We start from the raw sequence: 23,113 nt of genomic DNA, 5'->3' as shown, positions 1-23,113 counted from the left end.
CACTTACAGCGTCGTATAATTGACCGGAAGCCAGTCGTAATTGGTGCTGTCGGTGCGCACATGGCCGATGCCGGGGAAAGCGATGTGAGCGCCGGCCACCAGATATCTGCCCTCTACCGCCTGTTTAAATGCCAGATCGCGTGCCACGACGGCGGCCTTTTGGTCGACATCGAACTCGATAGCCACGTCAGGCTCATCAAACTGGAGGATATCGCCATGGGTGATATCGCCCCAGAAGACGATTTTCTGGCCTTCGCTTTCCAGAACGACAGCGCTGTGGCCGGGCGTGTGGCCGGCATAAAGGATAGAGCCGAGACCGGGAACCGGTGCGACATTGTCGCCGAATGTCTCGAACTTGCCGGCATCGATATAGGGCTGGATGCTCTCTCTCGCTTCGGCATAATATTTTTTCATCGCTTCGGGCGCTGCCTTCGCCTTTGCCTCATCCAGCCAGAAAGCGGCTTCGCGCTTGTTGACGTGCAGGGTCGCGTTGGCAAAAACGCGTTTGCCATTCGCCGACAGTCCGCCGGAATGGTCGGTATGGATGTGTGTGAGGATGACGTCGTCAATGTCACTGGCCTTGTAGCCCGAAGCTTCGATATTGGCGACGAGCTTGCCAAGGCTCGCGCCAAGATAGGTGCCGGTGCCGGCATCGATCAGCACCAGCCTGTCGCCGGTATTGACCAGAAACGCATTGACGGAGGTCGGCGTCTCGTCCGGCAGGAAGGCATCCTGCAAAACCTTGGATGCGTGTTCCGGTGTCGTGTTGGTGTAAAGTTTTGCAAGCGGCAGCGCGACGACGCCATCCGACAGCGCGGTGACTTCCACCTTGCCGACCATCAGCCTGTAGAAGCCGGGTGCCTGGGTGGCAGCGAGCGGTGCTTTGGCAAAGGCGAGGGAGGGCGCAATGAAAGGGGCTGCAAAGATGGCGCTGGCGGCGCCTTTGAGAAGTGAGCGGCGTGATGGCATTAAAGGCTCCTGAGTTAGGGGAACGTCTTGAAACTTTCCGCACTCCAGCTAAGTGTAGGGACGTCAGCAATCAAATCGATGTGACTTATGCAAACTATCGATCATTTCAATCTCCGTTCTTTCGACCTCAATCTTCTGATCGCCTTCGATGCGATGATGGAGGAGATGAACGTGACGCGCGCCGCGCGGCGACTGAAAATCCAGCAGCCGGCCATGAGCCATAATATCTCGACTTTGCGGACCCTGTTTCAGGATGAGCTTTTTATTCGCGTGGGGCAGGAGATGAAGCCGACGGCGCGGGCGCTCCATCTGGCCGGCCCGGTGCGGCAGGCACTCAGGCAGGCGCAGGCGGCCGTTTTGACGGCGGACGTGTTCGATCCGGCGACGGAGCGCCGCACCTTCCGGCTGGGCATGTCGAGCGAGGTGGAGCTGTTGCTTTTGCCGGATCTGACGGCGCGGCTGCGGGAGATCGCGCCCGGTATTCGCATTCTGGCCCGCAGCGGGCAGGAGCAGGAAATTACCGCGATGCTGGATACGGGTGTGATCGACATGGCGGTCGGATGCACCTACTCGAAAGAGCAGCGCCACCATTGCGAACCGCTTTATTCCTCCAGCGTGCTTTGCTGTTTCAATCCGGCCTTGCTCGATCTGCCCAATCCCGTCGGACTGGACGCCTATATGGAGGCGAAACACGCGGTCATATCGCAGACGGACAGCCTCCATGGCTGCATCAAGGATGCGCTGGAACTGAGCGGCTTGGAAATCGACGTCGTTGCGGCCGCGCCGGATTTCCTCTCGGTGCTGGCAACGGCGCGATCCTCGGCGGTGCTGGCGACCGTGTCTTCACGCATCGCGCTGCGTTATGCGCCAATGCTGGGGCTGGAAATAAGCCCGGTGCCGGTGACGCTGAGTTTCCCGCCCGTCGCCATGGTCTGGACATTGCAGACTGACGCGGATGCCGGAGCCGTATGGCTTCGCCAGCAAATCCGCGAGGCCATGGGCCGAACGGTCGACGGTGGGGTCTCGGGGATTGCCGCCTAGAACCGCTTCTCGAGCCAGGTGATCGACTGGCCGCTGGAAAGGGGACCAAGCGAGCCTATCTTCGTGAAACCGTAGCGCTCATAGGTTCTCAGGGCATCCGGGTTCATCGTGTCGATATAGGCGCCCATGCAGCCGCGCTTTCTGGCTTCTTCCTCCGCCATGGCAAGCAGCTTCGGGCCTGTGCCCTGACCGCGCATGACCTCCGGCACGAAAAGAAGCTGGACGTAAAGCCAGCCGCGAGCGGTGTGGCCCACCAGACCGCCGGTGACGGTATTGTCGTCATCGCGGATGGTGATGTTGAGTTCGCGTTTGTCGCTTTCGCCGAAACGGGCGAGATTATAGGCCACCAGCGGATCGCGAATGGCCTTTTCGGCCTCTGCATCCGCGACGTCGCTCAAAATGAAATTCATGTTGATCTTCCCGGGCCGCCGGGTGGCGGCCGTTTCCTCGTTTCCAATCCGAGACGTGAAGCGCCTTAAGCTCTTCGCTGGAAACGCCCTTACCGGCCCTCACGCCACCACAGCGCGGAGAAGGCGAGCAGCAGGGCGGCAAGCCCGGCAAAACCGGCAAAGAGCGGCAGGGTGTTGACGCCTTTCAGCACCGTCTCGTCGGTCATGCGTATCAGCATGCGATCCTCATCGGCAACCCTGATATCTCCGCGCACGGGCAATATATCGGGCAGCGCGATACGGCCGGAATTGTCAGTGACACGGTGCACGCTGCCTCTGGTGGCATCGGCGAGCGGTTTCAGCGTTTCGGTGGTCGAAATCATCGCCTTGAATTCCGGCGCATCCACCGCGCCGACATGGACGAGGGTGGTGAAATCGCCGTTTTTGATCTCGAACAGGCCGGTTTCGTCCATGCGGCGCTCGATCCTGTAAAGACCGGGCTCCGTGCTGGTGAAGGCCATGTTCTCGGTCTTGCCGGAAGGGAAACGCACGCTGGCCTGCCCGGGATCGTCGCCGATGGTCTGGCGGGTGATCTGCAGGGTGCGGCCATTGGCGCGGGCCGTCAGCGCTTCTTCCTCAAGCTCGGGCTCCTTCATCAGCCAGTGGGCGATGCGGCGGTAAAGCGCCACATGCGGGCCGCCGCCTTCGAAACCGCGCGCCCACAGCCAGCCCTGATCGGACAGAAGCATGGCGACACGGCCTTCGCCCTGACGGTTCAGCACCAGAAGCGGGTCCTGCCCGTCGCCCAGCATCACCGTCTGGCCCTGCGGCGGGTCGACGCTGATGGTGCGGAACCAGCGGCCCCATTGCGGCGGCTCGTTGCCCGAACCTTCCAGCCCGCGGGTGACGGGGTGTTTCTTGCCCGCTTCCGAAAGGCGCGGATAAAAGGCGGCCTGATGCACCTGACCGGTCGGTTGGGCCGGCAGCACGGAGGCGAGCGGCGTCATGGCGATCGAATCCTGACCGGCATGTTCCGGGCCTGCGGCAATCAGGAGCGCGCCGCCCTTTTCGACATACTGGGCGATGTAATCGTAATAGAGGATCGGCAGCACGCCGCGATGCTGGTAGCGGTCGAAGATGATGAGGTCGAAATCCTCGATCTTTTCGACGAATAATTCGCGGGTAGGGAAAGCGATCAGCGAGAGTTCGTTGATCGGTGTGCCGTCCTGCTTTTCCGGTGGGCGCAGAATGGTGAAATGCACAAGATCGACCGAAGCATCGGATTTCAGGAGGTTACGCCACGCCCGTTCGCCGGCATGGGGTTCGCCTGAGACGAGCAGCACGCGGAGATTCTGGCGTATGCCTTCGATCAGATGAACGGCGCGGTTATTGGCAGCCGTCACTTCGCCGGGAAGCTCGGCGACGGAAAATTCCATGACATTGTTGCCGCCGCGCGGAACCTTGAAGTTGAACGGCGTCGGCTGGCCGGGTGTGGCCTGAAGCGTGGCGATTTCTTCGCCATTCATCTTCACCGTCACTTCTGCCGAACCGCCGCCTGCGGGGCGGCCGTCATCGAAGACACGCAGCGTGAGCTGCTGTTCCTCGTTGACGATGCCGAAGCGCGGGGCGCGGACGATCTCGATGCGGCGGTCGAATTCATCGGCCTTGCCGGTGATCAGGCCGTGCACGGGGGCGCGGAAGCCCAGTGCCTGTTCGGCATTGGGCAAGGCATTCGGGATATCGTGAATCTGGCCGTCGCTGAGGAAGATCGCGCCGCCGACGCGGGATGGCGAGACATCCGAAACGGCGGAGGAAAGTGCGGAGAATAGCTGCGTCGAGGGCGAATCGCTCTCGCCATCGTCGCGCACTTCGACGATGCGCGGCTCGATGCGCGGGAAGCGTGACAGCCGGTCTTTCAGCGTCTCCAGTGCCGTATCGGTCATCTGCGGCCGGTCCTGCACGTCCTGGCTCTGCGAGCGGTCGACGATGACGGGCACGATGGTGGAGAGCGGCTCGCGCTCCTCCTGCGTCAGCAGCGGATTGGCGATGGCCGCAAGCAAAGCGGCAAGCGCCAGCCCGCGCAGCCATGCGCCGCGCACGCCGCGCCACAGGCCGATGAAGGAGAGGAGAAGGGCGGCGACGGCCAGAACGGCGATCACGATCCACGGCAGGAAGGGGGAGAAGGTCAATGTCATGTCACTGCCCCAACCGTTCGAGAAGTGCGGGAACGTGGACCTGATCGGCCTTGTAGTTGCCGGTCAGCATATACATCATGATGTTGACGCCGGAGCGGAAGGCATGCTCGCGCTGCATCTCGTCCGGCGGCACTGTTGGCAGAACCGGCGCGCCCTGCGGATCGACGGCCCATGCACCAGCAAAATCATTGCCCGTTATCATGATCGGCGTCACGCCATCGCCGGAGGAGGAGAGGCCTGAGGTGGTTTTGGCGGCTCCCTGCCGCGATTCCACCCAGAGCGGTGAGCCATTGTAACGGCCGGGGAAATTGGTGAGCAGGTAGAAGGAGCGCGTCAGAACGTGATCTTCCGGCACGGGCTCCAGCGGTGGGATATCGATATTGGCGAGGATCGCCTGCAGGCGTTCGCCGTTAGGGCTGGTCGCGCCGGTGTCGAGCGAAGAGAACTGGTCGCGGGTGTCGAACAGCACGGTGCCGCCGGCGCGCATATAGGCGTCGATGCGCGAAATGGCGGCGCTCGATGGCATGGGTGCCGTGGCGGAAACCGGCCAGTAGATGATGGGATAGAAGGACAATTCATCCTTGGAGATATCGAGTCCAACAGGCTGGCCGGGTTCCAGCGTTGTGCGCCAGGTCAGGAATTCGCTCAAGCCCTGCAGGCCCTGTTCGGAAATGCGGTCGACATCGTCTTCGCCGGTGCGGACATAAGCGAGATGCGTCGTGTCCAGCCGCTCGAAAATCTGCTCGTCGCCGGGTTTGGGATCGTCGGCGCGGGCGTCGGTTGGCGACATGGCGGCAAAGGCGCCAAACGCCAGAAGCACGGTGGCGGCCGTGGCGCTGCGGGCTTTCGGCAGGCGTGCGAAGGCGCCGTTCATGAAGAGCACGATCAGGCTGTCGGCAATCAACATCAGGAAGGCGGCGATGAACAACGCCGGGCGCAGCGATTTCGCCGTTTCGCCGATCAGGGCTTCGCTGGTGGTGCTGACACCGGCGGCGGAGGTGTCGAGCGGGCGCAGCGTCGCGCCTGCCGGCAGGAGGTTGAGAGCCACGAAACCATCCTCTGTACCATAGAGGCCGGGGGGATTGTCGAAACCGGTGCGGGGCGGCTGGCCGGCGCGCATTTCCAGCGGCCGGGCAGTGCCGATTTCTGCTGAAAGCGCGCCTTCCGCCGTCAGCAGCCGGAAGGGCGGAAGGGCAGCGGCCGGGGCGTTTGCGTTGGCGGAAGCGCCGCCCGCCTTCGACAATTGCACGATACGACGCAGCATATCGACGAAATGGCCAGAGATCGGCAGGTCGGACCAGCTCGCCTCGGCGCTGACGTGGAAGAGCACGATGCGGCCCGCCTCGACAGTGCGGGTGGTAACGAGGGGCGTGCCATCGGCAAGGCTTGCCCAGGTGCGTTCGGCCAGATCCGGTGTCGGTTCGGCCAGAACCTGACGCTTGACGAGCACGCCGTCGGCCTTCGGCATGCCGGCAAAGGCGCCGAAATTCGGGAAATCGGCAAGCGGCTGCGGCTCGGCCCAGGAGAGCGCGCCGCCAAGCGCACGTTCGCCCTGTCTGAGTGTTACAGGCACCAGCGGGTCATCGGCGGGTGCTGCCGCAAGGCGCGGTCCGGCAAAACGGATCAGCGTGCCGCCACCGGCGAGCCACCGCTGCATCGGCTCATAGGTTTCCTGCGGCAGACGGCCGATATCGGCCATGACGATGACCGAAGGATTGGATTGCAGGATTTCCGGGATCGCCTGCGCCAGATCGGCCTGCCGCTGCGGGATGAGATCGGCAAATGGCTGGAGCGCGCGGCTGATATAATAAAGCGGCTGCAGCAGCGGCTGGAAATCATTGCCGGTTTCGCCGGCCAGCAACGCCACCCGGCGGCGGCGGAAGCCGTCGTCGAGAAGATGCACCGCACCCGCCGTAGACACGCCTTCGAGGGATAGGCGGGCGAAATCATTGCGCAGCTCGAAGGGCGCTTCCACCGTTGCCGTGGTTTCGGCCGCGCCGGGCGCGAAGTTTGCGACGCCGTTGGCGAGGATGCGGCCCTGGCTGTCCTGCGCATTGACGGTCAGCCGGGCGGCTTCGGCGGTATCGAGGCGCGACAGTGTGACGCTCATGGCATCGGCATTGTTGGTGGCGCCGGTAATGGCTGTAATCGCCTTGCCGTCGCCCTTCACGATGCGGAATTCGGCGGGGGAGAGGCTGGCAAGCGTTCTCATCGCGCTTTCATCCTGCGCGGTTTGAACGCCATCGGCAATATAGGCGATCGTGCCGGGAGCCGTGCCGTTCAGCGCCTCGGTGATGGCTTCCGTCGTGCGGACACGATCTGGAACGAGCGGCTTCGGCTTTGCTGCGGCGAGTTTTTCCAGTGCTACGGCTGTCGTTCCCGGTACGGCGTCATGTTCCGCATCGGCGGTGAAGCTGATGGAGACGGGGCGGTCGGCGCGCTCCGCATCGCCGATCAGGGCCTGAGCGGTGGCCACGCGTCTTTCCCAGTCGGGCGCGGAGGCCCAGCTATTATCGACCACCAGCACCAGCGGACCGCTGCCGGCAATGCTGTTGTTGCGCGGGTTCACCACCGGATCGGCCAGCGCGAAAATCACGGCGGCGGCGAGAGCCATGCGCAGCAGGGTCAGCCACCATGGGCTTTTGGAGGGCGTTTCCTCGCGTTTCAGCACCGTTGCCAGAATTTTCAGCGGCGGAAACACTTCCGCCTTGGGGCGCGGCGGGGTCAGCCGCAGCAGCCACCAGATAGCGGGCAGCGCCAAGAGGCCGAAGAGGATATAGGGGCTGGTGAAGACGAAAGGCAATGCGCTCATCTGTGCCCACCGCCTTGCCCACCGCCCTGTGCCGGCGCGCCGGAAAGATACATGTGCATGGCGACGAGCGCCTCGGAAGCGAGATGGTCTGTGCGGTGGAACACGAAGTTCCAGCCGAGACGGCGCAGCGACGAGGACAGCGCCTCGCGCCTTGCGAGATAGGCGCGGGTGTAATCCTCGCGAATGGTTTCGGCACGGCCGGACACCAGTTTTTCGCCGGTTTCCGGGTCGGTGAATTCGGTACGGCCGGAATAGGGGAAGGTTTCCTCGGCCGGATCGGCGATTTCCACCACATGGCCGCGCAGGCCGCGCCGCGCCAGAGGCGAAATCCGCTCCATCACGGCTTTGGCATCATCGAGAAAATCGCCGATGAGGACGATATCGCTCGCACCGCGGATCATGCCCGTTTCCGGCATGCCCGTTGTCAGCGGCGCGTGCATGATGGCGGCGGCCAGCCGTTCGGCGGCGTTTCTGGCCGAGACCGGCTCCATGATGCCGGGGCAGCCGATGCGCTCGCCCGAGCGCGCGAGGATTTCCGCCAGCGCCAGCATCAGCACCAGCGCACGGCTTTCCTTGGAGACGGAGCCGAGGGTGGATTTGAACATCATCGATGGCGACATGTCGGCCCAGAGCCAGATGGTGTGGGCGGCTTCCCATTCGCGGTCGCGCACATAGGTATGGTCGTCGCGGGCAGAGCGCCGCCAGTCGATGCGCGACAGGCTCTCGCCTTCGGCATAGGGGCGGAACTGCCAGAAATTTTCACCGATGCCGCGCTTGCGGCGGCCGTGCCAGCCGGCGGTGACGGTGTTGGCGATGCGCTTTGCCTCGACCATGCAGTCCGGCACCAGGGCTGCGCGCTGGCGCGCGCGCGCCAGAACTTCGCTACCCGGCGTCTTGTCTACGATCTGGCCGATGGATGCCACATGCAGTCCTTTCGCGAACGTGCGTTCAGTTCTTCGCCTGCTCCACGAGCGCTGCGATGACATCGCGCACCGACATGCCTTCGGCGCGGGCCGCAAAGGTCAGCGCCATGCGGTGCTCCAGCACCGGTTCGGCGAGCGCATGGACATCGTCCAGCGACGGGGCGAGCCGGCCTTCGTAAAGCGCACGGGCGCGGGCCGTCAGCATCAGCGACTGGCCGGCGCGCGGACCCGGCCCCCAGACAACGTGTTTGTCGGTCAATTTGTTGCCATGGCCGGGGCGGGCGGAGCGGACGAGCGAGAGGATTGCATCCACCACCTTGTCGCTGACCGGCATCTGGCGGATGAGGGCCTGGATTTCCATCAGACGCCCGGCATCGATCACGCCGCGCGCTTCGCCCGATGCGGTGCCTGTCGTGTCGAGCAGGATCTGGCGTTCGGCGGCGAGCTCGGGATAACCGACATCGACCTGAAGCAGGAAACGGTCGAGCTGGGCTTCGGGCAGCGGATAGGTGCCTTCCTGCTCCAGCGGGTTCTGGGTGGCGAGAACGTGGAAGGGCTTCGGCAACTCATAGGTCTGGCCGGCCATGGTGATGTGATATTCCTGCATGGCCTGCAGAAGGGCGGACTGCGTGCGCGGGCTGGCGCGGTTGATTTCGTCGGCCATCAGCAGCTGGCCGAAAATCGGACCCTTGATGAAGCGGAAGGAACGGCGGCCGTTTTCGTCCTGATCCATGACTTCGGAACCGAGGATGTCCGAGGGCATCAGGTCCGGCGTGAACTGGATGCGATTGGCATCGAGGCCGAGCACGGTGCCGAGCGTGGTGACGAGCTTGGTCTTGGCAAGGCCGGGAACGCCGACCAGCAGCGCATGGCCGCCGGAAAGGATGGCGAGAAGCGTGTTCTGCACCACTTTTTCCTGACCGAAAATGACCTTGGAGACTTCCGTGCGGATGGCCGCGATATCGGAAAGCGCCTTTTCGGCCGCGGCGACGATGGCCTTTTCATCGAGGGTTTCGCCGGTATTCATCACGCCCATGTCGCTCTCCTCATACCTTCGCCGCTGTCACAGTCGCATCCCGGTTTTGCTGGCCGCTGGCCGGGACGCATTTTGCGCTGCATATAGCTTATTGCTCTCTTGGCCGCTGACAAGCGCCATTCGAATGACTATGTCGTGACTTAGTATTTCCTTATCGGCAAAGCGAGACTCGAATATGGCAGCGGAGACGATAAATTCGGCTGATGATGCGGCGGGGCTTGCGGCGATGATTTCCCGCGCCGCCGAACAGAGCGGCGACGCCAAACGTGGGCCGGCCCCGGTGGAACGCTGGAATCCGCCCTTTTGCGGCGATCTCGACATGGAAATCCGCGCCGATGGCACCTGGTTCTACCTCGGCACTCCCATCGGCAGGGTGCCGCTGGTGCGGCTGTTTTCCACGGTTCTGCGAAAGGATGAGGACGGCAAGACCTATCTCGTAACTCCTGTGGAAAAAGTCGGCATTCGCGTCGCGGACGCGCCTTTCGTCGCCGTGGAAATGAAGCTGACGGCCGGTGAGGATGATGGCGAGCCGCTGCTGACCTTTCGCACCAATGTCGGCGACGTGGTGAAGGCGGGGCCGGAGCATCCGCTGCGGTTCGAGGTTTTCGGTGAGAACCGCGAATTGAAGCCCTATCTTCTGGTGCGCGGCAGGCTGGAAGCGCTCGTGTCGCGGGCGGTGATGTATGATCTCGTCGCGCTTGGCGAGGTGATCGAAGTGGAGGGCGTCGACATGTTCGCCGTGCGCTCGGGCGGGGTGACTTTTCCGGTGATGCCCGCCAAGGAACTGGAACGGCTTTCGCAATGACGACAACGGCATTCAAGACTTTTACCGCCGCCGATTTCCGCTGCCGGGTGCTGCAGGAAGGCGAAGGCGTGGCGGAACGGGAGCATGGCGACCATGTGCTCAATCCTGGCGTGGTGCTGTCTGGAAACGGCATCAGGCTGAAGGACGCCGCCGTGCTGGTGCCGGTCATTGACGATGGCAACGATGCGCGGGTGATCTTCACCCAGCGCACGGCCACCCTGCGCAAACATTCCGGCCAGATTTCATTTCCGGGCGGCGGCATCGATGCCGAGGACCGCACGCCGGAAGAGGCGGCGCTGCGCGAGACGGAAGAGGAGATCGGCCTTTCCAGGTCCTTCGTGGAAACGGTCGGGCGACTGCCGGACTATATTTCCGGGACGGGTTTCCGCATCAAGCCGGTGCTGTCGATCGTTCGGCCCGGCTTTGACCTGACGCTCAATCCAACCGAAGTGGATGAGGTTTTCGAGGTGCCGCTATCCTTTCTGATGGACCCGGCCAATCATGGGCGCGGCAGCCGCATCTTTCAGGGGAAGGAGCGGTTTTTCTACGAAATGCCCTATGGCGAACGCTACATTTGGGGCATTACGGCGGGCATCGTCAGGACGATTTACGAGAGGTTTTATTCATGAGCAGCCTTGCCGGGCGGGACTGGTTTCAAAAACCGGCGCTCAAGCGCATCTTTACGCTTCTGAATGCCGATGGCGGCGAGGTGCGGATCGTTGGCGGCGCGGTGCGCAATGCGCTGATGGACCTGCCGGTGGTCGATGTCGACATGGCGACGACGCTAACCCCTGATGTGGTTGTTGCGCGGGCCAAGGCTGCGGGCATCAAGGCGGTGCCGACCGGCATCGAACACGGCACGGTAACGCTGGTGATCGATGGCGAAGGTTTCGAGGTGACGACGTTGCGCCGCGATGTCGAAACCAATGGCCGCCACGCACAGGTAGCCTTCGGCACCGACTGGCAGACCGATGCCGAGCGGCGCGACCTCACCATCAATGCTCTTTATGCCGACGAAAAGGGCGAGATCATCGACCTTATCGATGGTCTTCCCGATATCGAGACCGGCACGGTGCGTTTCATCGGCGATGCGGCGATGCGGATTTCGGAAGATTACCTGCGGATTCTCCGGTTTTTCCGCTTTTTCGCCCATTACGGCTCCGGCCGCCCGGATGCGGACGGCTTGCGGGCAAGCGCGCGGGCGAAGGACAAGCTGGGCACTCTTTCGGCCGAGCGGGTGTGGAGTGAGTTGAAAAAGCTGCTTTCCGCCCGCGATCCTTCCCGCGCCCTGCTCTGGATGCGGCAATCGGGCGTTCTGGCGGAAATTCTTCCCGAGACGGAAAAATGGGGCATCGACGCCATTCACGGGCTGGTGGCGACGGAGCAGGCTCTCGGCTGGGCGGTGGACCCGATGCTGCGGCTTGCCGCCATCGTGCCGCCGGACAGGGACAGGCTGGCCGCCCTTGCCGCGCGCCTCCGGCTGTCGAAAGCCGAAGCGGCTTATCTTGCCCATTGGGCTTCGGCTCCGGCGGCTGACCCCGAGCTGAAGGAGACGGCGCTCGACCGGCTGCTTTATCGCCAAGGCGTCGGGGGCGTGAAGACGCGGCTGAAACTGGCGCTTGCCTCGGCCCGTGCCGATCTTTCTGCCGGCGACACGGCCATGCAGAAAGTGGCGCGGCTTTCGACTTTGCTGACGAGGGCGGAGAAATTCCACAAACCGGGCTTTCCGCTCAGCGGTGCGGATGTGATGGCCGCAGGTGTGGAGGCCGGCCCGAAGGTGGGCGAAGTGCTGAAAAGCCTCGAGGAAAAGTGGATCGACGTCAATTTCTCGCTCGACCGGGCAGCATTGACCGCCCGGCTGAAGGATATGCTGGAAAATTGAGGTCGGCGACGGCGGCGTTGCGGCTCAGGCCGCATTTGCCTCGTCGCGAATGCGGGATTTGATATTTTCGATCATGTTCTCGCGGATGACGGTTTCGCCGTGCGCCGATCGCATATGTTCCACGGTGCGACGCACAACCTCGGCATCGTCATCTGCGCGCGTGTGCCAGGCACAGCCGGGCACGAGCGTTCCACATTCAAACAGTCTCATGGTCTTGCCTCCCTGTTTTAGAGCGCCATGCGTGCGTTCGGACGCATAAAGGACGCTCTAACATCTTGAGTCTGCACATTCTCCCTGTCGAAAACCGGAATCGATTTTCGACAGGGAGAATGTGCGAGAGTGAGGGACAGCAATTCAATTGCCTGCTGTCCCTCCGACAAGAAACGAATGTTCACCGCTTATGTTCCAGAGCGGCGTCCTTCGACCTTATTCAGGCCCCTATTCGGGCATCGCCCAGCACTGGAAAACAGAGGATGTGCCGGCTGCCGGAATTTTTGTACGAGGCATTTCGTCATTGTCCGCCCGCTTCACCGTTTTTCCGGCCAGCGTGCGTTTTACCTGTTCGACATAAAAGGAATGCGGCAGTTCTCGATCACCCGTGGCACGCATTTCCGCTGCCAGGCGATCGATCAAATCAGGGGTATCAATGGAATGCTGGGCTTCCTCGGGGGAAGCAGAGATAGGCATGCTGTTCGAAGTAATCATGACGATAGCTCCTCCAGTACGTCTGCGAGGAGGAGACTATCATTGCCTTGATTTTTCCATAAGTCCTAATTTGCGCTATTTGCGACCAAATGGCTGATGAGCGTCAAATTTACGTGAGGTTTTTTAGGGCCAGCGCACCACCGGCGGTAGAGAGGAGAGAATCGATTCGACATTGCCGCCGGTCTTGAGGCCGAAGATCGTGCCGCGATCATAAAGCAGGTTGAATTCCACATAGCGGCCGCGGCGGATGAGCTGCTCGTCACGATCCTCTTCCGTCCAGTTCTGGTTGAAATTGGCGCGGACGATTTTCGGATAGACTAGATTGAAGGCGCGGCCGACATCCTGCACGAAGGCGAAATTGGCGTCCCAGCCGCCTTTCTCTTCTTCTGGATGCAGCCAGTCAAAGAAGATGCCGCCGGTGCCGCGCGGCTCGTTGCGGTGTTTCAGGAAGAAATAATCGTCACACCATGTCTTGTAGCGCGGATAGTCGGCGACCGGATGGCGGTTGCAGGTGATCTGGAAGGCGCGGTGGAAAAGCTGGGTGTCCGGGTCCTGTTCGTCACGTCTGCGCCCCAGCACCGGCGTCAGATCCGCGCCGCCGCCGAACCAGTGGCTGGTGGTGACGACCATGCGGGTGTTCATGTGCACGGCCGGCACATTGGGGTTGACGGGATGGGCGATCAGCGAGAGGCCGGAGGCCCAGAAACGCGGGTCTTCTTCCGCACCCGGTATCTGCTTGCGGAATTCCGGCGAGAATTCGCCATAGACGGTGGAGGTGTGGACGCCGACCTTTTCGAAGACGCGGCCTTCCATCATCGACATCCTGCCGCCGCCGCCCTCGCCATTGTCGCGCAGCCAGTCTTTCTGGACGAAACGGCCGGGCTCCTGATCGGAAAGAGGGCCGGTCAGGTCGTTTTCGAGGGTCTCGAAGGAGGCGACAATGGTATCGCGCAGATGCTGGAACCAGGCTTGGGCAAGGGCCTTCTTGTCCTCGATGTCGTCGGGCAAGCCCTTCGGCAAGATTGGCCGTTCCATGCGTATTCTCCTTAGGTGAAGTCGATTCCCTGTCGCGTCTAGCAGGTGCAGGCCCCGCGCACAAATTCGACTCGCCAAGTTCACATGCGGGCACTATCTTTATCGATGTAGGTGCCAGAGGTGAATATCATGACGAAATTTACCGGACCGCCGCCGCTCGACGGGCTGAAGCGCAGGATCGCCAATCACCGCAAGGCGCGTGAAGGCTCGGGCGACGACAAGACGCGCAATGGCATGTTCGTGCGGCAGACCTTCTGTCTCGGACGCGAGGAAGCCCGCGCCAAGGCGCGCGAATGGTTCGACAGCTTTCCGAAAGCGGCCTACTGGACGGAAGTGGAAAGCTGGCGGCAACTGGAAGGCGACCGCATCGAATTCACCATGCGGCGGCTTCCTTCGGCCGATTGAAATTTAGAGCGTTTTCGCATTTCCGGACGGAGAACCGGGGGCCGCTTTTCCTCTAAATGCTTCAGGCGCGGGGCTCGGCATAACGCAGGCGGCTTTCGATCAGCACGCCGCTTTCATCCAGAATGGGATGCGCCACCGTGACGATATGGGCGTTGATGCGTTTGAGGTCGCGCAGCATGTCGAGATGCAGCGAACTGGTCTGCATGCTTTCCGCCAGCCCGTCGCGCAGCCGCTCCAGATGGCGGTTGGAGGACTGTTTTTCGAGCCGGCGTATATCCACCTTGCTTTCCATCAGCCTGCGGGCGAGTTCGAAATCGCCGGTTACCAGAATGCTCTGGGCGGCGCGCAGGTTCTCGATGGTCATGTCGAACAGTGTTTTCAACTCCTCATAACCGTCGTCGGAAAATTTGAAGCTGTTCAGCACCTTCTTGCGGATCTGCTCGCAGATGCCCTTTTCGATGATATCGCCGATATGTTCGAGGTTGATGGCATAATCGATGATGGCGATCGAACGACGCGCTTCTTCGTCGGAAAGCCCCTTGCGCCCCAGCTGCGACAGATAGACCTTCACCTCCTGCTGGCGGCGGTCGACCTTCCTTTCGAGCAGGGAAACCTCCTGAAGCGGCGCCAGATCGTTATGCTTGAAGGCGTTTTCGGCGCGGATCAGCATCCGCTCGATGCTGTCGCCGACGCCGAGCACCTCGCGGGTGGCGTTGGCAAGCGCCACGACCGGCATGTCCAGCGCCTGCTGATCGAGGAAATTCGGGCCGTCTTCGGCTTTAGGATCGCCCGGCACCAGCCTTGCCATCAGGTCGGACAGGAGGCCGGAGAAGGGCCAGGCCAGCGCCGCCAGAATGACGTTGAAGATCAGATGGGCGTCGACCGGCAATTTTGCGGGCGAAAGCGGCAATTGCTGCAGGAATTCCGCGCCATAGGAGGCGAGCGGCAGAGCGATGAGGCAGCCAATGGTGCGCACCAGAAGGTTGCCCATGGTGATGCGCCGTGCCGAGGCGGGGCCGGAAAGCGTGGCGATGACCGGCGGAATGGCGCCGCCGAGATTGGCGCCGAGAATGAGCACGATGATGAGACCGGTGGAAAGCGTGCCGGTGGCGGCCAGCGACAGGATGAGCACCACGACGGCGAGGCTCGAAGACGAAACGAAGGCGAGCACGGCGGAAAAGATCAGCGCGACGGGCCATGCCCCGTCAAGCAGGCCGATAAAGACGCCGAGAGCCGGCGAGGCGCGCATCGGTTCTGTCGCGCCGCTCAACAGATGCAGCGACAGAAGCATGAGGCCGATGCCGATCAGCGCCGTTCCGCCGCCCTGCCGGGCATTGGAACTGCCCTTTTTCAAAATAATGCCAGCAAGGATCAGCAGCGGCGACAGCCATTCCACCCCGGCCGCGACGATCCATGCGGTAACGGCGGTGCCGACATTGGCGCCCAGCAGCACCACCTGCGCCATGCGCGACCTGATGAGGTCTCGTTCAGCAAAGGAGGCGACGGTGAGGGCTGTCGCCGTCGAACTTTGCAGCGCGACGGTGGCGAAGAAGCCGGAAAAGAAGGAACGCGGACCGTTCTGGGTGCCGGTGGCCAGCACGCTTCGCAGTTTCATGCCGAAGGCGCGGGTGACGCCATCCTTGACCTGGGAAAGGCCGAAGAGCAGCAGCGCGACTGCGCCGAGAAGGTTGACGATGACAATGGTGGATTGCATGCGACGTCTCCTCACACCCGCCGGCGGATGGTTCCGGCGAGCACGATTTTTATTGTCCGGCTAATCAGTATAGGAGCCTCGATGCCCTCGGTACAGGCCGGGTTGCGACAGTTTTGAAGTAAAAACGGTCAAATTTTGTCTTTGCCCGAAAAATTGGCGTTAAAAATGACGCCTAGACCCATGCCACCTGACGCAAAGCCTCGCCGGCGATCATCGCCGCCGACATGGCGACGTTGATGGAGCGCTGCCCCGCCATCATGGGGATGATGATTCGCACCTCTGCCTTTTCATGCACATGGTCCGGTACGCCCGCACTTTCGCGGCCGAAAAGCAGGATGTCATCCGTGCGGTAGGCGATCTTCGTATAGGGCAGGGCGGCTTTGGTGGAGGCGAGAACGAGACGGCGGCCGGTGGTTGCCCGCCATTCCTCGAAACGGTCCCAGCTGACATGGCGCGTCAGCGCCGCCGCCGCGATATAATCCATGCCCGCCCGTTTCAGATTCCGGTCGGAAATATCGAAACCGGCCGGCTCGATGATGTCGACGCCGAGGCCGAGACAGGCGGCCAGCCGCAGGATGGTGCCGGTATTGCCGGGAATATCGGGCTGGTAAAGGGCGATCCTGATTTCGGGCATGGACGTCTCGCTGCGGTTGGTCTGCCCGCCCGATTATCACGGGCAGGGGCCGGGCGACAGCTATGCTGTGAAAAGTCCCTTTGAGGCGCCGTCCCCGGCCGGATGTTCATTCGCGTGACACACAGGGCGGCTACCCATTCACCAGAACATCGTCGGGTTTGCCCGGACCATCGTGAATGGTCGGGACAGGCCGTTTCGAGCCGGGTTTTCTGCACGCAACAACAGGAGGACACCATGTCCGAACGGGTGAATTTCGTCCATCTGACCGATCTGCATGTGGGCAATCCGCAAGTGCAGGACGATGATCTTTATTCCGAGACCTCGGCCACGCTTTCCGCGACGCTTGCGCAGATCAAGGCGCTCGTGCCGCCGCCTGAATTCATCGTCGCCAGCGGCGATCTGACCAACAGGGGCGATGCCGGCAGCTATGAGGAACTCAAGCGGCTGATGGCGGAAGCGGAACTCGATATGCCGGTGCTCTTTGCACTCGGCAATCACGACCGCCGCGATGGTTTCTACCCGGTCATGCTCGACCGCCATGAGGATCTGGATGAGCCCTATGACCATGCCGAGGTCATTGCCGGCATCCACATCATCGTCATGGATACCAGCGTTCCGGGCAAGGTCGGCGGCGCTTTCGAGCCGGGGCAGATCGAATGGCTGGAGGATGAGCTGGAAAACCACCCCGAACTGCCGAAGCTGCTGGTGATGCACCATGCGCCGGCGCTCGATTTCGACCGTCCGGATGCGGAGTGGGAATCGCTTTCCTTCGCGGATACCGAGGCTCTGGACGAGGTGCTGTTCGAGCATGATGTCATCGGCATTCTTGCGGGCCATATTCACTACGACCGCATGTCGCACTGGCAGGGCATTCCCGTCGTGGTCGGCATCGGCCAGCATTTCGCCACCGATCCGCTTTGGCTGCATGAGGGCGTGCGCATGTTGTCCGGTGCGTCCTTCGCCATCGGCACGATAAGGGACACGGGGCTGACCGTCACCTTCGCGCCGCAGCCCAGCGATCGCCGGGAATTGAAGCGGCATACGCAGGCCGGAATGGCCGAGTTGATCGCGGGCTATGAAAGCGCAGAGGCGCAGGACGCGGCCGAATAAGGCGACGTGCGCATCGCTTAACGGGCGGAGACCTCGCGGGGTCATCTCCGCCCGTTCGCCTTTGGGCGGCACCTGCACGTTTTCTCGCGTATTCGGTGTCTTTCCGACTGGTCATTGACTAAATTTTGCGCTACAAGGCCATATCTTCAACACCAGCCAAGGGAGGTTCTCATGCCAAATGACATTCGCATCCGCCTCCCGGCCCCAGTCGTGCCGCTGCTGGCTTAGGTGTTACTCTGCGGTTCGCCCGCGTTTCCCATTTTTCGATTCGTCATGTGGCTGTCACGGCCATGTCCAAAGACTTTTCCGTTCCGTCGTGAGCCATATTTGTGTCCGCTCACCATGTCACGATGGAGCGATTGATTGCCGGAGCTTGGCCTATGTTTGGCTGGTTTGAAAAACGCCTCGATCCTTTTCCCTCTTCGGCGCCCTCCGTGCCGCCAAAGAAGCTTTTGCCGTTCCTGTGGCATTATGTGAAGCCCGCATGGCCATGGCTCCTGCTGCTCGGCCTGATGTCCATGGGTATCGCGATTGCGGAAGCCATGCTCTACAAATTCCTCGGCAATATCGTCGACTGGCTTTCCACGGCCAATCGCGAGACGTTTTTTGCCGATGAGGGCTGGCATCTGATCGGCATGGCGGCGCTCGTGCTCTTTGTGCTGCCGCTGATGGGCGCAATCCACACCATGACGATGCACCAGACGCTTGCCGGCAATTTCGGCATGATTGCGCGCTGGAAGATGCACCGTTTCCTGCTGCGCCACTCCATGAACTTCTTCGCCAACGAGTTTGCCGGCCGCGTTTCCACCAAGGTGATGCAGACGGCGCTGGCGATCCGCGAAGTGGCGCTGAAGGTGATCGACGTCTTCGTCTATGCGATCAGCTTCGTCGTCTCGATGCTGTTCATGGTCGCGGCGGCGGACTGGCGGCTGGTCATTCCGCTGCTGGTCTGGCTCGGTATCTATATGGCCATTCTCGCTTATTTCGTGCCGAAGCTCGGCCGGCTGGCGCAGGAACAGGCCGATGCGCGCTCGATGATGACGGGCCGTATCGTCGACAGTTACACCAACATCTCGACGATCAAGCTGTTTTCCCATGCGGGGCGCGAGGAAAGATATGCGCGTGAGGGCATGAATGTGTTTCTCGGAACCGTTCACCGCCAGATGCGCAAGATTTCCGGCTTCAACATCCTGATCGACCTCAACAACGCCCTGGTGCTGTTTTCCACGGCGGCGCTCGGTCTTTATTTCTGGATGCAGGGTTCGGTCACGGCCGGTTCGGTCGCCATCGCCATCAGCCTTGCCATGCGCGTCAACGGCATGTCGCAGTGGATCATGTGGGAAGTCACCTCGCTATTCGAAAATATCGGCACGGTCTATGACGGCATGTCGATGATGACGAAGCCGCACGACATCGTCGACGTTCCGAAGGCGCCTGAGCTTGCCGCCCCGCAGGGCGCGATCCGCTATGACAATGTCCGTTTCCACTACGGCAAGAACAAGGGCGTGATCGACGGGCTGACGCTCGACATCAAACCGGGCGAAAAGGTCGGTCTGGTCGGGCGTTCAGGTGCGGGCAAGACGACGCTGATGAACCTGCTTCTGCGCTTCTACGACCTCGAAGCCGGCAGGATCACCATCGACGGGCAGGACATCTCGAAGGTGTCGCAGGACAGCCTTCGCGAGCTGATCGGCGTCGTGACGCAGGATACGTCGCTGCTGCACCGTTCGATCCGCGACAACATCGCCTATGGTCACCCCGAGGCCACGGACGAGCAGGTGATCGCGGCGGCGAAGCGGGCCAATGCCTGGGACTTCATCGAAACGCTTGTCGACATGCATGGCCGTCAGGGCCTCGATGCGCAGGTGGGCGAACGCGGCGTGAAGCTCTCCGGCGGCCAGCGCCAGCGTATCGCTATCGCCCGCGTCTTCCTCAAGAACGCGCCGATCCTGGTGCTGGACGAGGCGACTTCGGCGCTCGACTCGGAAGTCGAGGCGGCGATCCAGGAAAACCTGTTCTCGCTGATGGAAGGCAAGACGGTGATCGCGATCGCCCACCGCCTTTCGACGCTGACGGAAATGGACCGGCTCATCATCCTCGACAAGGGCCGGATCGTGGAGGCGGGCAGCCATGCGGAACTGGTGGCGATGGGCGGTATCTATGCCGACCTGTGGCGGCGCCAGTCCGGTGGCTTCATTGCCGACCACGAGGCGGAAGTGGCGGCAGAGTAAGGAAAGACGGAGGGCGGCAAGCATGGTTTCCCGCCCTCTCGCCTATGATATGTGCGCTAACCTCTCCTCCGTCATGCCGGACTAGATCCGGCATCCAGCCACGGCGCGTCTGCGCCGTGAGAGGAGTCTTTTGCGATCAAGGACTTGATCGCGCTGGACCCCGGATCTAGTCCGGGGTGACGGCGTGCGGATGCTACGAATGCGCTAAATCTAGTCGTGTCGATCTTAGGGCCGGGGGAACATTCCCCGCCCTTTTTCATTTCACGAATGTTACCGAAATATAATCTCTTCCCGAAGCCTTCGCGGCTGTTCCCGCTCCGGGAATCCGCCTATATCCGGATCATGGTTATTACCCGCATCTTCGAGTTTTTCGAGAACTGGATAAAGCCCTTCGCCCGCAAGGACGATTTGCGGCCGCCTGAAAGCACGTTCGCCTTTATCTGGTTCTACATCTCGCAGGCCAAGGCGCCGTTTTTCGCCATGCTGGTGCTGGGCGGGCTGACGGCGGCCATCGAGGCGGCGCTGTTCTGGTTCGTCGGGCGGCTGGTGGATATTCTCTCCACCGTGAAGCCGGAAGAGGGCTGGGCGGGGCTGCTTGCGGCCCATGGCGGCGAGCTGGTGGGCATGCTGGTGCTGATCGGCGTCGTGCGTTTTATCGTCACCATGGTAACGGCGCTGGTGGATCAGCAGATCATCACGCCCGGTTTTTACAATCTGGTGCGCTGGCAATCCTATATGCATGTGGCGCGGCAATCGCTGACCTTCTTCCAGAACGATTTTTCCGGCCGCATCGTCACCAAGGTCTGGTCGGGCGGGCAGGCGGCGGGCGATCTCGTCACCTCGCTGATGGAAAGCGTGTGGTTCGTCGGCATTTATTCCGTTTCCATGCTGTTTCTGATTGGCGGGCTGGACTGGCGGCTTGCGGTCGTCGTCGTCGTCTGGGTGGGGATGTTCTCGCTGCTGGCGCGGTATTTCGTGCCGCGCATCCGCTACCATTCCAAGGAAACGGCGGAAGCCGCCTCGATGCTCTCCGGCCGCATGGTGGATGCCTATAGCAATATCCAGACGCTCCGGCTGTTCGGGCGAGATGATGCCAATGACCGCTACATGCGGCAGGGTTTCGACATTTTCCAGCATGCGACGATGACATTCACCCGGTTCATCACCGGCGTGCGCGCCTCCATGGCGCTATTGTCAGGCGTGATGATCACCTCCATGGCGGCGCTCTGCATCGATCTGTGGCTTTCCGGCAAGATCAGTTCCGGTGCGGTGGCCTTCACGCTGGCGCTGGTGCTGCGTCTCAACTTCCTGCTCGGGCGGTTGATGACGCAGTTCAACGGCATCATGCGCAATTTCGGCACGGTGCAGAATGCCGCCGAGCTGATTTCGCAGCCGATCGGTCTCGTCGATGCGCCAGAGGCGACGGTGCTGGAGGTCAAGAGGCCGGGCATCCGTTTCGAAAATGTCAGCTTCCATTACGGGCGGGCGAACGGCGTCATCGACCATCTCAATCTCGAAATCAGGGCGGGCGAGAAGGTAGGCATCGTCGGACGCTCCGGGGCGGGAAAATCCACTCTCGTCAATCTGCTCCTGCGTTTTTACGATGTCGAAAAAGGCCGCATCCTGATCGACGGGCAGGACATCGCCAGAGTGACGCAGGAATCGCTGCGCGCTCATATCGGCATGGTCACGCAGGATACGTCGCTGCTGCATCGCTCCATTCGCGACAACATCCTGTTCGGCCGCACCGACGCCACCGAAGCGCAATTGCAGGAGGCGACGCGGCGCGCCAAGGCGGATGACTTCATCGCCAGGCTCGAAGATCAGCGTGGTCGCAAGGGGTTCGACGCGCATGTGGGCGAACGCGGCGTGAAATTGTCCGGCGGCCAGCGCCAGCGCATCGCAATCGCCCGCGTGATGCTGAAGGACGCACCGATCCTCGTGCTCGATGAGGCGACGTCGGCGCTCGATTCGGAGGTGGAGGCGGCGATCCAGAGCAATCTGGACGAGCTGATGCAGGGCAAGACGGTTCTGGCCATCGCCCACCGCCTGTCAACCATCGCGGCTCTCGACCGGCTGATCGTGATGGACCAGGGACGCATCGTCGAACAGGGCAGCCATTCCGATCTGGTCATGCAGGGCGGTCTTTATTCGGAACTCTGGGCGCGGCAGTCGGGCGGTTTCCTCGCCGCGGACGAAGCGGCGCAATAAGGCCTTCGGCTATTTCCCGATCATGAAATCCGCCATCAGGCCGTAATGATTGGAACCGAGGCTGTCGGGCAGGCGGGTGGTTTTCATCAGCGTCGCCGGTTCGCGGGCGAAGATGTGGTCGATGGCGATGCCGAAGCGGCCGGCCTCTGTCGGCCATGTGGCGGGTTCGAAGGTCGCTTTCTTCAGATCGTTGGCGGCGAGGAAAGCGCGCATGTCAGGGGCGATGCTGGCCGAATTGAAATCTCCGGCCAGAATGAGCGGCCCGGTGACGCGAAAGAGAATTTCACTCATTTCATCGAGTTCGTCGCGATGATAATCGTCGAAATAGGGCTTGGTGATATGCCCGGCGGCGAGCGTCAGTTCCGTGCCGTCGAGATCGATATGGGCTATGGCGAACCGATCCCGCCGAAGATCGCTGAGACTATGGAAACGGCCTTCCAGCAACGGTCTTTTTGACAGGATGACCAGATCGCATCCGGGCGTTCCGGTGTAACAGCCAAGCCTGTGCGGATAGGTTTGCTGCAGACGCGGCAGGGCCGATTTCAGCGCCGCCGCCTCGAAGAGATAGACGGCATCCGCGCCCGATTCGAGAATCGTGTCGGCAATTGCATCCGCATTGGCGGCATTGTCCATTAGCACGTTGAGGGACAGCAGCCGGAATGGTTTGGCGCCCGGCGCCGGGGTGGCGGATGTGGAAAATTCCAGAAGCATGGCAATGGCATGGATGGCGAGCGCAAGCGACCAGACGACGAGGAGCGCCGAAACCGCGTCGCGCGTCAGCCAGAAAATGAGGCATGCCAGCAGGATACAGACGATGGCGATGTGGAGCTGGAAACTGGTGACGAAGGCGAGAAGCCAGAAATCCGTCACATAACGGAGGCTGGCGACGAAAAGAACGGCAGCCACCGCCGTGGAGACCATGCAAGAGAGCTTCGCCGTCATCCGAATCCCTGCTTTCCGCGCTCTCCCTTGAAGTCTCCTAACATGGTGCATGGATGCGCACAATGTTGCCCGCC

20 protein-coding genes are annotated in these 23,113 nt (G+C 61.8%); 8 read left to right on the top strand and 12 right to left on the bottom strand.

Annotation, left to right across the window (positions count from 1 at the left end):
• Window positions 1–3: 3 nt before the first annotated feature.
• On the bottom strand, window positions 4–969 hold the full coding sequence (locus tag ACQZ5G_RS14275) for an MBL fold metallo-hydrolase (protein WP_448736528.1): 966 nt from the start codon (window positions 967–969) through the stop codon (window positions 4–6).
• A gap of 87 nt (window positions 970–1,056) precedes the next feature.
• Between ACQZ5G_RS14275 and ACQZ5G_RS14270 the strand changes: the two genes are divergently transcribed.
• Entirely contained in the window at window positions 1,057–2,010 is a 954-nt protein-coding gene (locus tag ACQZ5G_RS14270) for a LysR substrate-binding domain-containing protein (RefSeq protein WP_142845435.1), read from the top strand.
• Here the strand turns inward: ACQZ5G_RS14270 and ACQZ5G_RS14265 are convergent.
• The 5 genes from ACQZ5G_RS14265 to ACQZ5G_RS14245 form a co-directional block, all read right to left on the bottom strand.
• Window positions 2,007–2,420, bottom strand: coding sequence for a GNAT family N-acetyltransferase (locus ACQZ5G_RS14265; RefSeq protein WP_448736529.1), 414 nt, complete (start codon window positions 2,418–2,420; stop codon window positions 2,007–2,009). The genes ACQZ5G_RS14270 and ACQZ5G_RS14265 overlap by 4 nt on opposite strands.
• Window positions 2,421–2,509: 89 nt before the next feature.
• Window positions 2,510–4,594: a hypothetical protein gene (locus ACQZ5G_RS14260; protein ID WP_448736530.1), complete on the bottom strand. Its 2,085-nt coding sequence runs from the start codon at window positions 4,592–4,594 to the stop codon at window positions 2,510–2,512.
• Window position 4,595: 1 nt separating this feature from the next.
• Window positions 4,596–7,406, bottom strand: coding sequence for a DUF4159 domain-containing protein (locus ACQZ5G_RS14255; RefSeq protein ID WP_448736531.1), 2,811 nt, complete (start codon window positions 7,404–7,406; stop codon window positions 4,596–4,598).
• Entirely contained in the window at window positions 7,403–8,329 is a 927-nt protein-coding gene (locus tag ACQZ5G_RS14250; RefSeq protein ID WP_003523086.1) for a DUF58 domain-containing protein, read from the bottom strand. Before ACQZ5G_RS14250 ends, ACQZ5G_RS14255 begins: the two co-directional genes overlap by 4 nt.
• Before the next feature lie 25 nt (window positions 8,330–8,354).
• Window positions 8,355–9,365: an AAA family ATPase gene (locus ACQZ5G_RS14245; RefSeq protein ID WP_003523087.1), complete on the bottom strand. Its 1,011-nt coding sequence runs from the start codon at window positions 9,363–9,365 to the stop codon at window positions 8,355–8,357.
• Window positions 9,366–9,540: 175 nt separating this feature from the next.
• On the opposite strand from ACQZ5G_RS14245, the gene ACQZ5G_RS14240 reads away from it, so the two are divergent.
• The 3 genes from ACQZ5G_RS14240 to ACQZ5G_RS14230 are packed head-to-tail and all read left to right on the top strand — an operon-like array spanning window position 9,541 to window position 12,052.
• Window positions 9,541–10,170 carry a DUF1285 domain-containing protein gene (locus tag ACQZ5G_RS14240; protein WP_003523088.1) on the top strand — a complete coding sequence of 210 codons (630 nt, stop codon included), beginning with the start codon at window positions 9,541–9,543 and terminating at the stop codon, window positions 10,168–10,170.
• On the top strand, window positions 10,167–10,799 hold the full coding sequence (locus ACQZ5G_RS14235; RefSeq protein ID WP_003523089.1) for an NUDIX hydrolase: 633 nt from the start codon (window positions 10,167–10,169) through the stop codon (window positions 10,797–10,799). Before ACQZ5G_RS14240 ends, ACQZ5G_RS14235 begins: the two co-directional genes overlap by 4 nt.
• Complete coding sequence (locus ACQZ5G_RS14230) at window positions 10,796–12,052, top strand: CCA tRNA nucleotidyltransferase (RefSeq protein ID WP_003523090.1); 1,257 nt, start codon at window positions 10,796–10,798, stop codon at window positions 12,050–12,052. Before ACQZ5G_RS14235 ends, ACQZ5G_RS14230 begins: the two co-directional genes overlap by 4 nt.
• Window positions 12,053–12,076: 24 nt before the next feature.
• Here the strand turns inward: ACQZ5G_RS14230 and ACQZ5G_RS14225 are convergent, their stop codons facing one another.
• The 3 genes from ACQZ5G_RS14225 to hemF form a co-directional block, all read right to left on the bottom strand.
• Window positions 12,077–12,262, bottom strand: a complete 186-nt coding sequence (locus ACQZ5G_RS14225; RefSeq protein ID WP_003523091.1) for a DUF1059 domain-containing protein — start codon at window positions 12,260–12,262, stop codon at window positions 12,077–12,079.
• A gap of 228 nt (window positions 12,263–12,490) precedes the next feature.
• Entirely contained in the window at window positions 12,491–12,757 is a 267-nt protein-coding gene (locus ACQZ5G_RS14220; protein ID WP_003523092.1) for a hypothetical protein, read from the bottom strand.
• A gap of 123 nt (window positions 12,758–12,880) precedes the next feature.
• Window positions 12,881–13,792 carry an oxygen-dependent coproporphyrinogen oxidase gene (hemF, locus tag ACQZ5G_RS14215; RefSeq protein WP_003523093.1) on the bottom strand — a complete coding sequence of 304 codons (912 nt, stop codon included), beginning with the start codon at window positions 13,790–13,792 and terminating at the stop codon, window positions 12,881–12,883.
• A gap of 129 nt (window positions 13,793–13,921) precedes the next feature.
• Here hemF and ACQZ5G_RS14210 point away from each other — a divergent pair, with 129 nt between their 5' ends.
• Window positions 13,922–14,197, top strand: coding sequence for a hypothetical protein (locus tag ACQZ5G_RS14210; RefSeq protein ID WP_003523094.1), 276 nt, complete (start codon window positions 13,922–13,924; stop codon window positions 14,195–14,197).
• Between the two features lie 61 nt (window positions 14,198–14,258).
• Here ACQZ5G_RS14210 and ACQZ5G_RS14205 read toward each other — a convergent pair whose 3' ends face one another.
• Both ACQZ5G_RS14205 and ACQZ5G_RS14200 read right to left on the bottom strand, forming a co-directional pair.
• Window positions 14,259–15,911 (bottom strand): Na/Pi cotransporter family protein, encoded by a 1,653-nt coding sequence (locus tag ACQZ5G_RS14205; RefSeq protein WP_448736532.1) that lies wholly within the window; start codon window positions 15,909–15,911, stop codon window positions 14,259–14,261.
• A gap of 172 nt (window positions 15,912–16,083) precedes the next feature.
• A complete protein-coding gene (locus ACQZ5G_RS14200) occupies window positions 16,084–16,545 on the bottom strand; it encodes a tRNA (cytidine(34)-2'-O)-methyltransferase (protein WP_448736533.1) in 462 nt (153 codons plus the stop codon).
• 234 nt (window positions 16,546–16,779) lie between these two features.
• Between ACQZ5G_RS14200 and ACQZ5G_RS14195 the strand changes: the two genes are divergently transcribed.
• The 3 genes from ACQZ5G_RS14195 (at window position 16,780) to ACQZ5G_RS14185 (ending at window position 22,097) form a co-directional block, all read left to right on the top strand.
• On the top strand, window positions 16,780–17,655 hold the full coding sequence (locus ACQZ5G_RS14195; RefSeq protein WP_448736534.1) for a phosphodiesterase: 876 nt from the start codon (window positions 16,780–16,782) through the stop codon (window positions 17,653–17,655).
• Window positions 17,656–18,035: 380 nt separating this feature from the next.
• The gene (locus ACQZ5G_RS14190; protein WP_003523098.1) at window positions 18,036–19,886 is read left to right on the top strand and encodes an ABC transporter ATP-binding protein; all 1,851 of its coding nucleotides are present in this window, start codon (window positions 18,036–18,038) and stop codon (window positions 19,884–19,886) included.
• A gap of 342 nt (window positions 19,887–20,228) precedes the next feature.
• Window positions 20,229–22,097 carry an ABC transporter ATP-binding protein gene (locus tag ACQZ5G_RS14185; protein WP_448742670.1) on the top strand — a complete coding sequence of 623 codons (1,869 nt, stop codon included), beginning with the start codon at window positions 20,229–20,231 and terminating at the stop codon, window positions 22,095–22,097.
• A 9-nt stretch (window positions 22,098–22,106) separates the two neighbouring features.
• On the opposite strand, the gene ACQZ5G_RS14180 is transcribed toward ACQZ5G_RS14185, so the two are convergent.
• Window positions 22,107–23,039 (bottom strand): endonuclease/exonuclease/phosphatase family protein, encoded by a 933-nt coding sequence (locus ACQZ5G_RS14180; protein WP_448736536.1) that lies wholly within the window; start codon window positions 23,037–23,039, stop codon window positions 22,107–22,109.
• Between the last annotated feature and the right edge of the window lie 74 nt (window positions 23,040–23,113).

Source organism: Agrobacterium sp. 22-214-1, assembly GCF_053522465.1.
The sequence above is the reverse complement of the archived record's forward strand: the minus strand, read 5'-3'. Positions and strand labels throughout refer to the sequence as shown.

Coding starts and splice junctions, on each gene's coding strand:
- ACQZ5G_RS14235 (WP_003523089.1), top strand. CDS start 10,167: ATGACGACAACGGCATTCAAGACTTTTACCGCCGCCGATTTCCGCTGC.
- ACQZ5G_RS14185 (WP_448742670.1), top strand. CDS start 20,229: ATGGTTATTACCCGCATCTTCGAGTTTTTCGAGAACTGGATAAAGCCC.
- ACQZ5G_RS14270 (WP_142845435.1), top strand. CDS start 1,057: ATGCAAACTATCGATCATTTCAATCTCCGTTCTTTCGACCTCAATCTT.
- ACQZ5G_RS14195 (WP_448736534.1), top strand. CDS start 16,780: ATGTCCGAACGGGTGAATTTCGTCCATCTGACCGATCTGCATGTGGGC.
- ACQZ5G_RS14230 (WP_003523090.1), top strand. CDS start 10,796: ATGAGCAGCCTTGCCGGGCGGGACTGGTTTCAAAAACCGGCGCTCAAG.
- ACQZ5G_RS14200 (WP_448736533.1), bottom strand. CDS start 16,545: ATGCCCGAAATCAGGATCGCCCTTTACCAGCCCGATATTCCCGGCAAT.
- ACQZ5G_RS14225 (WP_003523091.1), bottom strand. CDS start 12,262: ATGAGACTGTTTGAATGTGGAACGCTCGTGCCCGGCTGTGCCTGGCAC.
- ACQZ5G_RS14260 (WP_448736530.1), bottom strand. CDS start 4,594: ATGACATTGACCTTCTCCCCCTTCCTGCCGTGGATCGTGATCGCCGTT.
- ACQZ5G_RS14190 (WP_003523098.1), top strand. CDS start 18,036: ATGTTTGGCTGGTTTGAAAAACGCCTCGATCCTTTTCCCTCTTCGGCG.
- ACQZ5G_RS14240 (WP_003523088.1), top strand. CDS start 9,541: ATGGCAGCGGAGACGATAAATTCGGCTGATGATGCGGCGGGGCTTGCG.
- ACQZ5G_RS14245 (WP_003523087.1), bottom strand. CDS start 9,365: ATGGGCGTGATGAATACCGGCGAAACCCTCGATGAAAAGGCCATCGTC.
- hemF (WP_003523093.1), bottom strand. CDS start 13,792: ATGGAACGGCCAATCTTGCCGAAGGGCTTGCCCGACGACATCGAGGAC.
- ACQZ5G_RS14265 (WP_448736529.1), bottom strand. CDS start 2,420: ATGAATTTCATTTTGAGCGACGTCGCGGATGCAGAGGCCGAAAAGGCC.
- ACQZ5G_RS14210 (WP_003523094.1), top strand. CDS start 13,922: ATGACGAAATTTACCGGACCGCCGCCGCTCGACGGGCTGAAGCGCAGG.
- ACQZ5G_RS14255 (WP_448736531.1), bottom strand. CDS start 7,406: ATGAGCGCATTGCCTTTCGTCTTCACCAGCCCCTATATCCTCTTCGGC.
- ACQZ5G_RS14180 (WP_448736536.1), bottom strand. CDS start 23,039: ATGACGGCGAAGCTCTCTTGCATGGTCTCCACGGCGGTGGCTGCCGTT.
- ACQZ5G_RS14205 (WP_448736532.1), bottom strand. CDS start 15,911: ATGCAATCCACCATTGTCATCGTCAACCTTCTCGGCGCAGTCGCGCTG.
- ACQZ5G_RS14275 (WP_448736528.1), bottom strand. CDS start 969: ATGCCATCACGCCGCTCACTTCTCAAAGGCGCCGCCAGCGCCATCTTT.
- ACQZ5G_RS14220 (WP_003523092.1), bottom strand. CDS start 12,757: ATGATTACTTCGAACAGCATGCCTATCTCTGCTTCCCCCGAGGAAGCC.